The following is a 14,451-nucleotide window of genomic DNA, read 5'->3' as shown; positions in this document are numbered from 1 at the left end:
ATGGCCCGCCGAATGCGCCTCAGCGGCCTGCGTCCCGCGCAGCCACGCGTCGCCGAACCGCCGCCGTCCACCCGAGCGAGATGGCACCGGCACCGAGCAGCGCCTTCACCGCACCGCCGAGGACGAACGGGTACAGCCCGAACTCGAGCGTCTGCTGCAGGTCGAGCCCGAGCGACACCGCGAGCCAGACCATGCCGACCGCGAAGGTCACGACGGTGCCGAGCGCGAAGGACAGCACCGAGTTCCGCAGCGGACGGTCGCCGAAGCGTTCGGCGATCCACCCGACCAGGGCAGCGGCGGCGATGAACCCGACGATGTACCCGCCGGAGGGACTGACGAGCACGCCGACCCCGGCCGAGCCACCCGCGAAGACCGGCAGCCCGACGACTCCGAGCAGCGCGTAGACGAGCATCGACAGGGCACCCCGGCGAGCACCGAGGGCGCTGCCGACCAGCAGGACGGCGAGCGTCTGCCCGGTGATCGGGACGGGCCAGAGCGGGACGGACACCTGTGCGGCGCCGGCGGTGAGCAGCGCGCCGCCGAGGACGAGCGCCGTGCTCACGACCGCGGTGCGGGGGAGCAGCGCATCGGCGAGTGGACGGTGTGCGGCGGGGGAGAGCGCGGTCATGGCAGAACCTCCAGATGGGGCGACGGAGACGAACGGAAGAGCTGGTCAGACGGTGACAGCGGCGAGCAGTGACTCGGCCTCGCGGCGGGCATCCGCCACGGCAGTGGTGTCGAGCCCGCACGCCCGCAGGCAGGTCGCGACGATGGCGTCGCGGTCGGCCTCCTCGACACCGCCGACGCGGCGGAGCTGGATGACGGTCTCGGCGAGCTGGATGAGGATCCCACCGAGCCGTGCCGGCGAGATCGCGACGGTGACGTCGGAGTCGGCGGCGAGCGACCCGAGGCGCCCGTAGGCGTCTCGCAGCTCGATCCGCTCGGCGCGGAACCCGTCGTAGCGCTCGCCCTGCACCTCGGGCAGCAGGTACAGCGTGCCGATGTTGTGCGGGGTGTGGGCGAGGGTCTCCACGTCGATCAGGACGAGCGCGGCCAGGGCACCGGCGGCGGTGGCGGACGCCGGGACACGCTGTTCGAGCTCGCGGACGAGCTCGAGGCTCGGCCGGACCGAGGTCGTCAGGAGCTCGACGAGCATGTCGTCCTTGCCGGCGAAGTGGTAGTACAGCGAGGCCTGGCGGATGCCGACCCGCTCCGCGATGGCTCGGGTCGAGGTGGCGCTGATGCCGTTCTCGACGAACAGTGCGGCGGCGGCGTCGAGGATCTGGTCGCGGGGACTGAGCGCCGAGTCGGCGTTCGGGACGGCCCTCGGGCGACCGGGCCTGGCCGGTCGGTCGTCGGAGGACATGGAGTCATCCTCCCAGCGCGGCCTCATTCCTGCTCGCGGTAGGTCCGCCAGCCGCCGAACGCCGTGATGTCGAGTGCGTCCTCGACGGCGAAGGGTTCGACCAGGAACCCGGTGACGTCGGTGCCGTCCTCGAGTGCCACGGTGCCGATGGCCATCGGCGCGGGCAGGGACGCCACGAAGGTGCCGAACCCGGCGGCGGGCAGCCGCCAGACCTCACCGGCTATGCCCGACCCCGACCCCGACCCGGGCGCGTCAGCGCCGGACGCGACCGGCCCCACCCGGACCAGCCCGGGCTTTGGCGGCACCGTGTCGAGGGCGTACAGCCGGTAGTCGGACGCGGTGCGGGCCTCCCGGACGAACGATCCGCCGGACGCGACCAGCTGGCCGTTCAGCGGCTGGTCGCGGAGGTGCGCTCCGACGACCAGCAGGTCGACGGTGGGCGCGAGGAACGCGGCGCCGAGCGCCGCGAGCCGTCGGTCGGTGAACGCGGGACCGGTCAGCATGACCCCGAACGGCAGGCCGTCGACGAACCCGGCAGGGACGGCGAGCGAGGCCATGTCGAGCAGGTTGGCGAAGTTCGTGTACCGACCCATCCGGCTGTTCGCGCCGATCGGATCGGCCGCGACCTCGTCGAGGGTGGGGTGCCACGTCGTGGTGGGAGTGAGGAGCGCTGTGGTGCCGGCGAGGGCGGCGCGTCCCGCGGCGCCGAGCACGTCGAGGCGTTCCTGGTCCGCGAAGAGCTCCGCTGCCGTGGGTCGGGCGCCACCCAGGACGATCGTGGCGACCGACGGGTCCAGGTCGTCGCCGACCAGGTCGCGGTGCGCCTCGACGTGCGCGCCGACGGCGGCGTACCGCTCGGCGACGAACGCGCCGTCGTAGAGCAGCGACGCTGCGTCGAGCAGGGGTGCGATGTCGACCTCGACCACCTGGTGGCCGAGTGCTCGGAAGCGCTCGACGGCGGCGGCGAAGGCCTCGGCCCAGCCCGGCGCGAGGCCCTCGAGCTGCGAGGGCAGCGGGATCGCGATCCGCGGGACGGCGGGCACGTCGGCGAGGGCGACGTCGATTCGGGCGAGCGGGTCGGTGTCGTCCGGCCCGGCCATCAGCTCCGCCGCCGTGCGGGCGAGGTCGAGCGATCGGGCGAAGACCGTGACGCAGTCCTGCGAGCGGCAGGCCGGCACGACACCGGTGTTCGGCACCAGGCCCTTGGTCGGCTTCACGCCGACCAGGTTGCCGAGCGCCGCCGGCACGCGGCCGGAGCCCGCGGTGTCCGTGCCGAGTGCGAAGTCGACGATGCCGAGCGCGACGGCTGTGGCGGAGCCGCTCGACGAGCCGCCGGAGATCCGCGTCGGGTCCCACGCGTTCCGGACCGCGCCGAAGGGCGACCGGGTGCCGACCAGGCCGGTGGCGAACTGGTCGAGGTTCGTCTTGCCGACGACGACTGCGCCGGCGGCGCGCAGGCGGGCGACGGCGGTCGCGTCGGCGGCGGGTTCGTACGCGTAGGAGCGGGCGGCTGCGGTCGTGGGCAAGCCGGCCACGTCGATGTTGTCCTTGACGGCGAACAGGAGGCCGGCGAGGGGGAGCGTCGGGTCGACGGCCTCGGCCTCCTGCAGGACCGCGGCGCGGTCGCGCAGGGTGATCCAGACCTCGGGCCGGTCGACGGCGTCGATGCGGTCGAAGGCGTCGCGGACGCGGTCCGCAGCGGCGGTGGCGGCACCCGCCGCCCCGCCTGCGCGGGCGCTCGCCGTGCGGTTGGTCCCGCTCACGCTCCCACTCCGATCGCGGCCAGGACCTGCCCCGGTGCGACCTGGTCGCCCGGCTTGATGTAGACCTCCAACACGTGGCCTTCCACCGGTGCGTGCACCATCGACTCCATCTTCATCGCCTCCACTGCCAACAACTTCTGTCCCTCGTCCACCCGGTCGCCCGGTCGCACGTCCACCTGCCACACCGTCGAGGTGAAGGGCGCGGTCACGGCCGTCGCCCCGGCGGGCAGGACGACCTCGTCCGCCACGACGGCGGCCGGTTCGTCGCGCACGTCGAACTCGCCGGAGGCTCGCCACCGCTCCTTCTCCTCGCCGAACGCTCGCGCTTGCTGCGCCCGGAAGTCCGCGATCGAGCCCGCGTTCGCCTCGAGGAAGCGGTTGTACGAGGCGATCGAGAACTCGCCGTCGACGGTCTCGAACGAGCCCCGTCCGGCGTCGGTCTCGGCCCGCAGCTCGAGCAGCTCGTCGGCACCGACCGGGTACCACTCGATGCGATCGAAGAAGCGCAGCGCCCACGGGTCCTCCTGGAACAGCCCGCCGCGGCGGAACCGGTTCCAGATCTGCACGGTGCGCCCGACGAACTGGTAGCCGCCCGGCCCCTCCATGCCGTAGATGCAGAGGTACGCACCACCGATGCCGACGGAGTTCTCGGCGGTCCAGGTGCGGGCCGGGTTGTACTTCGTCGTGACGAGACGGTGCCGGGGGTCGAGCGGTGTGGCGACCGGGGCGCCGAGGTAGACGTCGCCCAGGCCGAGCACGAGGTAGCTCGCGTCGAAGACGGTGCGGAAGACGTCGTCGACGCTCTCCAGACCGTTGATGCGCCGGATGAACTCGATGTTCCAGGGGGTCCACGGTGCGTCGTTCCGCACGCCGTTCATGTAGCGCTCGATGGCGAGGCGTGTGGCGGGGTCGTCCCACGACAACGGGAGCTTGACGGTGCGCGACGGCACGACGAGCTGGTCGGTGGGCGGGATCTCGTCCTCGAGTTCGCGGAGGAGCCCGGCCACGTCACGGGCCTTCAGGACCGACGCGTCGGTGTGCACCTGCAGCGAGCGGATGCCCGGGGTGATGTCGAGGACGCCCTTCGGCGCCTCCTGCTGCAGCTTCGTCATGAGCGCGTGCACGCGCATGCGCAGCGCGATGTCGAGCGTCATGTCGCCGTACTCGACGAGCACGTTGTCGTCGCCGTCGCGTCGGTAGGCGACGCTCGGACGGACGTCGGTCGCCTCCAGGCGGGTGATCACGCCGTCGTCGCCGTCGCCCCCGGTGCGGGGGACGGTCCGGGAGGCCCGGTTCGCCTCGAGCGCGGCGGCGTCGGCTTCGCGGACGGGGACGAACCGGACCGTGTCACCTGGTCGGAGTTGGCCCAGCTTCCACAGGTCGCCGCTGGCGACCACGGCGGGGCAGACGAAGCCGCCGAGCGAGGGCCCGTCCGGACCCAGGATGATCGGGGTGTCGCCGGTGAAGTCGATCGCACCGACCGCGTACGGGGTGTCGTGGATGTTCGAGGGGTGCAGACCGGCCTCGCCTCCGTCCGTCCGCGCCCACTCGGGTCGGGGCCCGATGAGCCGGATGCCGGTGCGCGCCGAGTTGTGGTGCACGCAGTAGTCGGTGGCGTAGAAGACGTCCAGGTCCGCGCGGGTGAAGAAGTCCGGGGCGGCGTGCGGCCCCTCGGTCACGGCGATCTCCCACGCGTCGGTGAGCGCCGTGCGGTGCTCGGCCGGGGTCGGACCGCCGACCAGGCCCAGGCGGGCGCCCCCGGGGAAGGCGGGGTGCGCCGCGTCGGAGTCCGGGGAGCCCGGCCGCAGGACGTCGCCGGCGAGCAGCGCGCGACCGGCATGGCCGCCGAAGCCGCCGAGCGTGAACGTGGCGGTGGAGCCGAGGTAGGTGGGGACGTCGAAGCCACCGCGGACGGCCAGGTACGTGCGCAGACCGGGCCCGGGCGCCGTCCCGACCGCCAGGGTCTGTCCGGCGCCGACGTCGATCGGCTCCCAGAGCGCGACGGGATCGCCGTCGAGGGTCGCGGGCGCCGGTGCGCCGGTGAGCGCGACGACGGCGGCGGTCGAGAAGCGCAGCGTCGGACCAGTCGCCGTGATCTCGAGCGCGGGAGCGCCGTCGGGGTTGCCCACGGCGCGGTTCGCCTCGGCGAACGACGCGGCGTCGAACGGGCCGCTCGGCGGGACGCCCACCTGCCAGTACCCGACCCGGCCGGGCAGGTCCTGGATCATCGTCATGGTGCCCGGTGCGATGACGTCGATGCGCGGGTCCGGGTCGTCGGTCTCGTCGAGCGTCGAGGTGGAGTGCGTGGCGGTGCGGAGCTCGAGGTCGTCGGTCAGTGCACGGAGCAGCCCGGTGTTCGTCACGATGCCGTCGATCCGCGTGGCGGCGAGGCCGTCGCGCAGCCGGTCGAGGGCGTCGTCGCGGGTCTCGCCGGTGGCGATGACCTTGGCGAGCATCGGATCGTAGAACGCCGAGACCTCGGAGCCGGTCTCGACCCAGCCGTCGACGCGGAGTCCGCTCGGGTCGCCGGACTCGGTGGTCGCGCTCGGGAACACCGCCTGGGTGACGAGGCCGCTGGAGGGCAACGAACCCTTCGCCGGGTCCTCGGCGTAGACGCGTGCCTCGACGGCGTGGCCGTTCGGGGTCCAGGTGCGGTCGAAGACGTCGTCGTCGATGCCGTCGGCGCCGTCACGAGCCAGGCGGAGCATGAGGTCGACGAGGTCGACTCCGAACACCTCCTCGGTCACCGGGTGCTCGACCTGCAGGCGGGTGTTCACCTCGAGGAACGACGCCTCTTCGCGGACCGGGTCGTAGACGAACTCGACGGTGCCGGCGCTGCGGTACCCGACGCTCGCGGCCAGGCGACGGGCGGACTCGTGCAGCTCGCTGCGGACGTGCTCGGGCAGCGCGGGCGCCGGGGCCTCCTCGATGACCTTCTGGTTCCGACGCTGCAACGAGCAGTCCCGGTCGCCGATCACCGCGACGCGCCCGTGGCCGTCGCCGAAGAGCTGGACCTCGACGTGCCGGGCCGGTCGCACCAGGCGTTCGAGGAAGATGCCGGCGGACCCGAAGGCCGCGGTGGCCGTGCGGGTGACGCTCGTGTAGGCCTCGCGGACCTCGTCGAGGGTCGCGCACGCCTGCATGCCGATGCCGCCGCCGCCACCGGTGGCCTTGAGCATCACCGGCAGGCCGATGCGCTCGGCCTCGGCCACGGCGTCGTCGACGCTCTCGAGCAGGCCGGTGCCGGCGAGCATCGGGACCCCGGCTGCGGCGGCGAGCTCGCGAGCGGTGTGCTTCGCGCCGAAGCGGACGATCTGGTCGGCGGTCGGCCCGACGAACCGGATGCCGGCGTCCTCGCAGGCGCGGGCGAAGTCCGTGTTCTCCGACAGGAACCCGTAGCCGGGGTGGACCAAGCCGGCGCCGGTGTCCTTCGCTGCCTGCACCACGGCGTCGATGCGCAGGTAGGAGTCGCGGGCGGGCGCCGGGCCGAGGCGGACGGCGACGTCGGCTTCGCGGACGTGCGGCGCGGCGCGGTCGGCGTCGGAGTAGACGGCGACGGTGCGCATGCCGAGGGCCTTGGCGGAGCGGATCACCCGGCGGGCGATCTCGCCGCGGTTGGCGACGAGGACGGTGTCGGTGGAGAGCGCGGGTGGCTGGGGCACGGTGTCCTCCGTGTCGGGTGCGGCGATCACGGCTGGACCACGATCATGCGCAGCGGGGTGCAGGAGAAGTCGTTGCACGGGTTGTTCATCTGGGGGCAGTTCGACACGATGACGAGCACGTCGCGTTCGGCCCGGACGGCGACGCGCTTGCCCGGTGCGCTCATGCCGTCGACGATCCCGAGGGCGCCGTCGGCCTCGACCGGGACGTTCATGAACCAGTTGAGGTTCGAGACGATGTCGCGGGCGCCGAGGCCGTGCCGGCCGGCCTCGGCCAGGAAGTTCTCGCGGCAGCCGTGCTGGTACTGGGTGTGGTGGCCGTACCGCAGGGTGTTGGACTCCTTCGAGCACGCGCCGCCGATGGTGTCCTGCCGGTCGATCTCGTTGGCGACGACCGTCATGAGCGGGTGCCCCTCGTTCGACATCAGCACGGTGCCGGTGCGGACGTAGGCGTTCCCCTGGGCCGCGAGGGTGTCCGGGACGCTGTAGCGCTCGTCCGGGTCGTGCGCGTCGTAGACCAGGCAGTCGGCGCTCTGGTTGCCGCCGACGTCGACGATCGTGAGCACCTGGCCGGCGCGGACGACGGCGGACCAGGGCGCGAGCGGCTCGACCCGGTCATCACGGACGACGTCGCCGGGCACGAGGGACTCGCTCCAGTCCAGGGCGACGTCGGGGGCGTGGACGGCGCCGACCGGGACGGTGGAGGTGTGGGTGTGCGTCGTCGTGTCGGGCATCAGAGGCCTCGTGCTTCCGCGTAGTCGATCGCGTTCAGGTAGGCGCGGGTGAGCTCCGGCGTCGCCGTGAACCGCTCGTCCGCGTCGGTCGTCGGTGCCCCACGCCAGGCGTGCACCCGGAGCGGGCCGACGGCGTACTCCGGCCGGGGGTCGATGGGGTGCGCGACGTTCGCGACGAGCACGAGCAGCGGCAGCTCGGCGACGAGGGTGACGTGGTGCCCGGCTCCGGCCGACCCCGTGAAGGTCATCGCCCCCTCGTCGTCGATCCGGACGCCCTGGAAGAACGAGACGCTCGGCGGCAGGTCACGCCTCGTCAGCCCGTGCTTGGCGGCGGCCTTCACGAAGAGCGACCGGCCGCTCGGGCTGGGCCCCTCGGGTGCCGCACCGCCGTACTTCCGCTCGTTCCAGGCGTCGGTCGACGTGCCGCAGAAGGCGTCGTGGTGCCCCGAGGTGTCCTCGACCACCGTCGCCAGGGCACGGCCGTCCCCGCTGAGCAGCGGCGTGCCGACACCGAGGTAGGCCTGCCACGGGATCTTCTGCGTGTCGGCGACGTTCAACCGCTCCCACGGTTCGAGCGCGTTGAACACCAGGAGGTTGGCGCAGGCCTGCCCCGTCGGGTCGTCGAACCGCAGCCGCGAGCCCCTGGCCAGGACCTTGTGCGTGTACCCGCCCGGTGCGACGGTCTCGGCCCACACCAGCTGCGCGGGGTCGACGCCGTCGGGGGCGAACGGGGACGTCGAGGCCGGCAGGTACGGCATGTACTCGGACTGCGTCCCGGCCTGGGCGCGCGCATCGGAACGCGAGGCGAGCACGCTGTCGGTCTGGTGGAGGTCGCGCATGGGGTTCCTTCGGTCAGGCTTCGACGGTCGCGGTCGCGGAGGCGGGTGCCTGGACGGCGGGGACCGAGGCGGTGGACGGGACCTCGGCGAGGGTGATCGGTCCGTGCGCACGGTGCCGCCGGGCCGACCACACCCAACCCACGAGCAGGACGGCGCCGATGAACAGCAGTGCGCTGTACTGCAGCCACCACGAGTTCCCGGTCAGGTCGTAGATCTCCGGGCGCGGCCAGATGAGGTTGACCGCCATGCCGATCTGGAAGGCGACGGCGAGGGCGTTGAGCGGGATGCCCCACCGGCCGAGTGTGAACAGCGGCTTGCCGTCCTCGTCCACGCCGGCGGGGAAGCCGGACCGTCGGAGCCGGATGCGTTGGACCAGCAGGGGGCCGGTGACGCCGAGGTAGGCCAGGTAGAGCATCGCGATGCACAGGCTGGACAGGGCGGTGAAGATCGCGGACTGACCGAAGTTCACGGCGAGTGCGAGGCCGGCACCGACACCGACGACGATCGACGCGGCGATCGGTGTCCCGGTCCGGGGTGAGACCCGAGCGAGCGTGCGGTGGAAGGGCAGGGCCTTCTCGCGGGCCATCGAGTAGACCATGCGCGCACCGGCGGTCTGCACGGCGAGGGTACAGGCGAACACGGCGACCGCGACGGTGCAGAGCAGCAGCCGGCCGAAGACGTCGCCGAGCGTCGAGGTGATCACCCAGGCGAGTCCCTGCGTCGCCAGCTTGCCGTCGGTCAGGCTCGGGGCGGCGACCAGGGCACCGATGATGAGCAGCCCACCGCCGAGGCCGGAGACGGTGAGCGCGCGGACGATGGTCTTCGGGGTGGTCCGGCGGGGGTTGTGCGTCTCCTCGGCGAGCTCACCGGCGGAGTCGAAGCCGACCATCACGTAGGCAGCCATCAGGGACGATGCCAGGAACGCCCAGACGTACGGTTCGGTGCTCGTCGAGCCGGCGGTCGTGAACACCACCGCAGGGCTGCGGTGCGGCAGCAGGAAGAGCGCGCCGATGAGCACGACGACGCCGATGATCTCGATCAGCACGCCGAAGCTCGTGACCCGCGCCATCAGCCGGACGCTCGTGATGTTCACCAGGGTCGTCACGACGAGCATCACGATGCCGAGCACCACCGCGTTCGCAGCACCGGTCGACGAGGCGAGGGAGGGGTCGGCTCCGGGGCCGCCGACGACCTGGAACCCGTTCCAGATCGCGGGGAGCACGGCCTGCACCGCGATGGCCGCGACGGCCACGGTGAGGATCTGCCCGATGATCATCGTCCACCCGGTGAACCACCCGAAGCGCGCGCCCGCCAGACGACTGGACCACTGGAAGATCGCGCCCGAGATCGGCCACCGGGCGGCGAGCTGCGCGAAGTTCAGCGCGACGAGCAGCTGGCCGCCGAAGACGAGCGGCCAGGCCCAGAAGAAGGCGGCACCGCCGAGTCCGAACCCGAGGCCGAACAGCTGGAAGACGGTGGTCAGGATCGAGACGAACGAGAACCCGGCCGCGAACGACGAGAACGAGCCGACCCCGCGGTGGAGTTCCTGCTCGTAGCCGAGTCGGGCGGAGCCCTGGGTGTCGACGGGGTCGACGCTGGACGTGGCGCGCGGTGCGTGGAGCGGTGACTCTGGAGAGCGCATGGCTGCAGACCTTTCGCGGAGTACCTGTCGGGCGACAGGTAGTGCGACCAGTGTCGTGCGGACCCGTGTCGCCGTCGTTGCCCGGCTGTTTCGGGCACGTGACGGAAGGGGGCCGCGTGTAAACGTTCGGAGTCGAGCGAGGAGCTCGGCGACACGTGTGGACAAGAGGGATCCAAACCGATGTAGATTGGATCCGTCAAGTCCGCCACCGCGAAAGGCACGTCGTGATCCAGACCGTCCTCGGCCCCGTCGAGTCGTCCGGGATCGGTGCGGTGTCGATGCACGAGCACCTGCTGACCGACGCGAGTGCCCTGCAGCGACCCGGTGTCGAAGCGCTGGAGCCGGGCCTCGCGGTCACCGCGGACCTGGCTGCCGCCCTGCGGTGGAGCCAGCTCGCACTCGCGGACAACCTGCGCCTCGACGACGTCGACCTGCTCGCCGACGAACTCCGCACCGCGCGGAACAGCGGCCTCGGGCTCGCCGTCGACCTGAGCTCCCTCGGCTTCGGCCCCGACCACGCCCGGCTGCCCGAGCTGTCACGGGCGAGCGGCGTCGGGATCGTCGCCGGATACGGGGCCTACCTGCCACGACTGCTGCCCGAGTGGTACCTCGACCTGGACACCGACGGGCGACAGGGGCTCTTCGAACGGGCACTGACGGACTCGGTACCCGGCACCACGTACCGCGCCGGGCTGCTCGGCCTGATGGGGACGACGACGGCGTTCGCGACCGCCGACGGACTCGAGGAACGCCGCAGTCTCACGGCGGCTGCACGAGCGGCGGCGACCACCGGCGCGGCCGTCGTCGTCCGGCTGGCCGCCGACGCCCGGAACGGCCTCGAGGTGCTCGCGCACGTCGTGGCCGAGGGGGTCGACCCGAGCCGGGTCGTGTTCTCGACCGTCGACGAGTTCCTCGACCTGCCCTACCTGCGCGACCTCGGCCAGGCAGGAGCCGTGCTCGAACTCTGCTTCGGCAACGAGGGCTCACACGTCGGTCGCATCCGCAACGCCAGCGATCCGCAACGGCTCGACGCCTTCCTGGCCCTGCGCGAGAGCGACCCCGACACCCGCTGGGTCTTCGGTCACGCCACCTGGACGAAGGGCCAGCTCCGTCGGTACGGCGGACACGGCCTCGACCACCTGACCGCCCGGGTCGTCCCCGGCCTCGGCGCACTCGGCGTACCCGACGAGGTCCTCACCCGGATCACGGTCGACGAGCCCGCTCGACTGCTCGACCGCCCCTGACCGAGCACCCCGACCCACCGCACCCACGTCCCACGGAGGAACCGTCATGAGAGACACGCTCGCACCCCTGGCCCCGCTCGAGCCGTTCCTCGTCGACGGCACCTGGACCGCACCCGACGGCGCCGAACTCCTCGACGTGCTCGACCCCGCCACCGAGGTGCTGCTCACCCGGGTGCCGCAGGCCGGTCCCGCCGACGTCGACGCCGCCGTGGCCGCCGCGCGCCGGGCACACGAGGACCGCCGGTGGAGCGGGATGAGCCCGCACGACCGCAGCCGCATCCTGAACCGCGTCGCGGACCTGATCGAGGAGCGGCTCGAAGAACTCGCCGTGCTCGAGACCCGCGACAACGGCAAGCCGATCGAGCGCTCCCGCGCCGACACCGCGACCTCGGCCCGGGTGTTCCGCTACTACGCCGGCGCTCCCTCGCGCCTGACCGGCACGGTCGTCCCCGTCGACGGCGGAGCGCACCACGTGTACACGACCCTCGAACCGGTCGGCGTCGCGGCGCTCATCCTGCCCTGGAACTTCCCGATCATGACCGGCGCGTTCAAGCTCGCACCGGCGCTCGCCGCGGGCTGCACGGTGGTCGTCAAGCCGGCCGAGCAGACCCCGCTCACGATGCTCCGGGTCGCCGCGATCTGCGAGGAAGCCGGTGTGCCCGCCGGCGTCGTCAACGTCCTGACCGGCGACGGCCGGGTCGGCGCCGCGCTCACCGCGCACCCCGGTGTCGACAAGGTCTCGTTCACCGGCAGCACCGAGGTCGGCCGCAAGGTGATGACCGCCGCGAGTGCGGACTTCAAGCGCCTGACCCTCGAGCTCGGCGGCAAGAGCCCGAACATCGTGTTCGAGGACGCCGACCTCGACGCCGTCGTCCTCACCGCCATGCGTGCGTCGTTCGGGCACTCCGGCCAGATGTGCACCGCGGGCAGCCGCCTGCTCGTGCAGCGGTCGGTCCTCGACGAGGTCACCGAGCGCCTGGTCGCCGCCGTCCGGAAGGTCCCCGTCGGCGACGGGCTCGACGGCGGGATCACCGTCGGACCGCTCGTGTCCGAGGAGCAGCGGCAGCAGGTGCTCGGGTACATCGAGCAGGGCAAGGCCGAGGGGGCGACGGTCGCGGTCGGCGGCGGCGTGCCCGAGCGCCCGGGCTACTACGTCGAGCCGACGCTCTTCACCGGCGTCTCGAACACGATGACCATCGCGCGCGAGGAGATCTTCGGGCCCGTCGTCGGTGTCATCCCGTTCGACGACGAGGACGAGGCGATCGCCATCGCGAACGACCAGACGTACGGCCTCGCCGCCGGGGTGTGGACCCGTGACCTGTCCCGCGCCCACCGGATGGGCCAACGGCTGCACGCCGGCACCGTGTGGGTGAACACCTACAACCTGTTCGACCCGGCACTGTCCTTCGGCGGGGTCGGCGAGTCCGGCCTCGGCCGCGACCTCGGCGAAGAGGCCCTGCGCGCGTTCTGCGAGTCGAAGAGCGTCGTCATCGCGCTCTGAGGTCGCGACCGGTGCCGCCGCCGTCGTGCCTGCCGAGTGCGGGCACCGCGGCGAGCTGCAAGGCGGCGAGGACGACGAGCGCCCACCCGGAACCGACCGCCGACACCAGGACCCCGCCCACGAGTGAGCCGACGGCGTAGCCCGCGCTGGTGACGGCCGAGAAGACGCCGACGCCGGTGGCCCGGGTGCGGTCGTCGAGCGTCCGGGTGCTCAGGATCGTGAGCGTCGGGAACAGCGGCGAGTACCCGGCACCGACCAGGACGGCACCGGCGGCCGCGGTCGGGAAGTCGTGTGCGACCGCGAGGACGACCAGCCCTGCGGCGAGGACGACCAGGGCTCCTCGTGCGGTGCGGACGGGCCCGATCCGGTCCGGCAGTCCGCCGAGGAGCAGTCGCACCCCGACGACGCTCGCTGCGAAGACCGTGAAGACGTTCGCGGCCCCGGTCAGTCCCTGCGCGCCGACGCCCTGCCCGACCAGGTGCTGGATGAGGAACGCGATCATGAAGCCCTCGGCCGCCCAGGCCACGAGTCCCGCCGCGCCCGGTCGTACGACGGCCCGCAGCACCGCCGCGAGACCCGCACCGGCCGGTCGCGCCGGGCTGCGGTGCACCGGAGCCGATCCGCCCCGCGTGAGCAGTGCCACTCCGAGCCCGGCGAGCTGGATGCCGATCGCGACGACCCACACGGTGCGGTGTCCGGCCGAATGGTACAGGTTCTCGCCGACCACGGGCCCCAGGGCGAGACCGATCCAGACGGCGAGCCCGAACAGGCCGAGTGCGCGGCTCCGCTGGGTCACCGGGACCTCGGCGACGACCCAGGCAGTGAGGGCGGTGGCGGTGGCCGCGTTGCCGGCGCCGAAGACGAGCCGGCTGACCGCGAGGCTCGGGACGCTCAGCGCGACGAGCACGATGCCGAGTCCGGCCGCCGCCAGCAACCCGGCACCGAGGAGGACACGTCGTGGACCGAGCCGGTCGCTCAGGATTCCGGCGAGTGGCATCGCGCCGATCGCCACGAACCCCGCGAGCGACACGAGCAGCCCACCGACGGCGGGGTCGGCGCCGAGCTGGTCCGTCGCCACCCGTGGCACCACCGGGGTGCTCGCACCGTTGACGACGTAGCCGGCGGTCGACGCCACGACGAGGAGCCAGAACGCGGTCCCCCGCGTGCCGGTCTCGGCGAGCGGTCTCACTCCCCGGCTCGGCGGGGGCGGCACTCCAGGCTGAGCCAGAGCTCGAAGCAGGCGCTCCGTGACAGGGCGGTCGCACCGATCGACGCGCGGCCCATCCGACCGACGTCCGGTCCGAAGACGTCGAACAGCAGGTCGCTGGCCGCGTTCGACACCTGGTTGAGCTGCTCGAACCCGGGCGGGCAGAGGACGAAGCACAGCCCGCGGGACAGTGCGGCGACCTCGTCGAGCGAGCCGAGGGCGTAGCGGATCATGCCGAGGGCGTTGACCGCGGTGTAGCGGGCCGCTTCACGAGCCTGCTCGAGGGTGATGTCGACCCCGACCGATCCCGGGTGCAGCATCGTGCCGTCCCGTGACTCCGGGGTCATGCCGCTCAGCTCCAGCAGGTCGCCGGTGCGGTGGAACGCGCGGAGCGAGCTGCCGTACCGGCCACCGTAGGGCGGGTTCGCGTAGTCCGGGATGACGAGTCCGAGTTCCTGCGCGCGGGCTTCAGCGGAGTGCTCCATGGGACAACAGT

General features: G+C 72.6%; 11 protein-coding genes. 2 read left to right on the top strand and 9 right to left on the bottom strand.

What is annotated here, in order from left to right:
* Positions 1-19: 19 nt before the first annotated feature.
* Genes ITJ69_RS12130 through ITJ69_RS12100 form a run of 7 tightly spaced genes read right to left on the bottom strand, consistent with a single transcriptional unit; the run spans position 20 to position 10,003 of the window.
* Positions 20-628 carry a biotin transporter BioY gene (locus tag ITJ69_RS12130; protein ID WP_194672881.1) on the bottom strand — a complete coding sequence of 203 codons (609 nt, stop codon included), beginning with the start codon at positions 626-628 and terminating at the stop codon, positions 20-22.
* Positions 629-673: 45 nt separating this feature from the next.
* Positions 674-1,366, bottom strand: coding sequence for a TetR/AcrR family transcriptional regulator (locus tag ITJ69_RS12125; protein ID WP_194672880.1), 693 nt, complete (start codon positions 1,364-1,366; stop codon positions 674-676).
* 23 nt (positions 1,367-1,389) lie between these two features.
* On the bottom strand, positions 1,390-3,129 hold the full coding sequence (atzF, locus tag ITJ69_RS12120) for an allophanate hydrolase (protein ID WP_194672879.1): 1,740 nt from the start codon (positions 3,127-3,129) through the stop codon (positions 1,390-1,392).
* A complete protein-coding gene (uca, locus tag ITJ69_RS12115) occupies positions 3,126-6,791 on the bottom strand; it encodes an urea carboxylase (protein WP_194672878.1) in 3,666 nt (1,221 codons plus the stop codon). Before uca ends, atzF begins: the two co-directional genes overlap by 4 nt.
* Positions 6,792-6,817: 26 nt before the next feature.
* The gene (locus ITJ69_RS12110) at positions 6,818-7,522 is read right to left on the bottom strand and encodes an urea amidolyase associated protein UAAP2 (protein ID WP_132099323.1); all 705 of its coding nucleotides are present in this window, start codon (positions 7,520-7,522) and stop codon (positions 6,818-6,820) included.
* Positions 7,522-8,361, bottom strand: a complete 840-nt coding sequence (locus ITJ69_RS12105; protein ID WP_132099324.1) for an urea amidolyase associated protein UAAP1 — start codon at positions 8,359-8,361, stop codon at positions 7,522-7,524. The genes ITJ69_RS12110 and ITJ69_RS12105 overlap by 1 nt, the downstream gene beginning before the upstream one ends.
* A gap of 13 nt (positions 8,362-8,374) precedes the next feature.
* Entirely contained in the window at positions 8,375-10,003 is a 1,629-nt protein-coding gene (locus ITJ69_RS12100) for an APC family permease (RefSeq protein WP_194672877.1), read from the bottom strand.
* 224 nt (positions 10,004-10,227) lie between these two features.
* On the opposite strand from ITJ69_RS12100, the gene ITJ69_RS12095 reads away from it, so the two are divergent.
* Together ITJ69_RS12095 and ITJ69_RS12090 are read left to right on the top strand one after the other, a co-directional pair.
* The gene (locus ITJ69_RS12095) at positions 10,228-11,247 is read left to right on the top strand and encodes a phosphotriesterase (RefSeq protein WP_194672876.1); all 1,020 of its coding nucleotides are present in this window, start codon (positions 10,228-10,230) and stop codon (positions 11,245-11,247) included.
* Between the two features lie 46 nt (positions 11,248-11,293).
* Entirely contained in the window at positions 11,294-12,748 is a 1,455-nt protein-coding gene (locus ITJ69_RS12090) for an aldehyde dehydrogenase family protein (RefSeq protein ID WP_111086482.1), read from the top strand.
* On the opposite strand, the gene ITJ69_RS12085 is transcribed toward ITJ69_RS12090, so the two are convergent.
* Positions 12,735-13,937 carry an MFS transporter gene (locus ITJ69_RS12085; protein ID WP_194672875.1) on the bottom strand — a complete coding sequence of 401 codons (1,203 nt, stop codon included), beginning with the start codon at positions 13,935-13,937 and terminating at the stop codon, positions 12,735-12,737. The genes ITJ69_RS12090 and ITJ69_RS12085 overlap by 14 nt on opposite strands.
* The gene (locus tag ITJ69_RS12080) at positions 13,934-14,440 is read right to left on the bottom strand and encodes a RidA family protein (protein WP_165932414.1); all 507 of its coding nucleotides are present in this window, start codon (positions 14,438-14,440) and stop codon (positions 13,934-13,936) included. Before ITJ69_RS12080 ends, ITJ69_RS12085 begins: the two co-directional genes overlap by 4 nt.
* Positions 14,441-14,451: the final 11 nt, after the last annotated feature.

The sequence above is a fragment of the Curtobacterium sp. VKM Ac-2887 genome (assembly GCF_015350935.1).
In the GTDB taxonomy this organism is placed as follows: Bacteria; Actinomycetota; Actinomycetes; order Actinomycetales; family Microbacteriaceae; genus Curtobacterium.
Note: the sequence above shows the minus strand (reverse complement) of the source record. Positions and strands in the feature narration are given on the sequence as shown.

Excerpts from the sequence above, each read along its gene's own strand:
- ITJ69_RS12130 (WP_194672881.1), bottom strand. The coding sequence starts at position 628 with ATGACCGCGCTCTCCCCCGCCGCACACCGTCCACTCGCCGATGCGCTG.
- ITJ69_RS12125 (WP_194672880.1), bottom strand. The coding sequence starts at position 1,366 with ATGTCCTCCGACGACCGACCGGCCAGGCCCGGTCGCCCGAGGGCCGTC.
- ITJ69_RS12110 (WP_132099323.1), bottom strand. The coding sequence starts at position 7,522 with ATGCCCGACACGACGACGCACACCCACACCTCCACCGTCCCGGTCGGC.
- ITJ69_RS12105 (WP_132099324.1), bottom strand. The coding sequence starts at position 8,361 with ATGCGCGACCTCCACCAGACCGACAGCGTGCTCGCCTCGCGTTCCGAT.
- ITJ69_RS12100 (WP_194672877.1), bottom strand. The coding sequence starts at position 10,003 with ATGCGCTCTCCAGAGTCACCGCTCCACGCACCGCGCGCCACGTCCAGC.
- ITJ69_RS12090 (WP_111086482.1), top strand. The coding sequence starts at position 11,294 with ATGAGAGACACGCTCGCACCCCTGGCCCCGCTCGAGCCGTTCCTCGTC.
- ITJ69_RS12080 (WP_165932414.1), bottom strand. The coding sequence starts at position 14,440 with ATGGAGCACTCCGCTGAAGCCCGCGCGCAGGAACTCGGACTCGTCATC.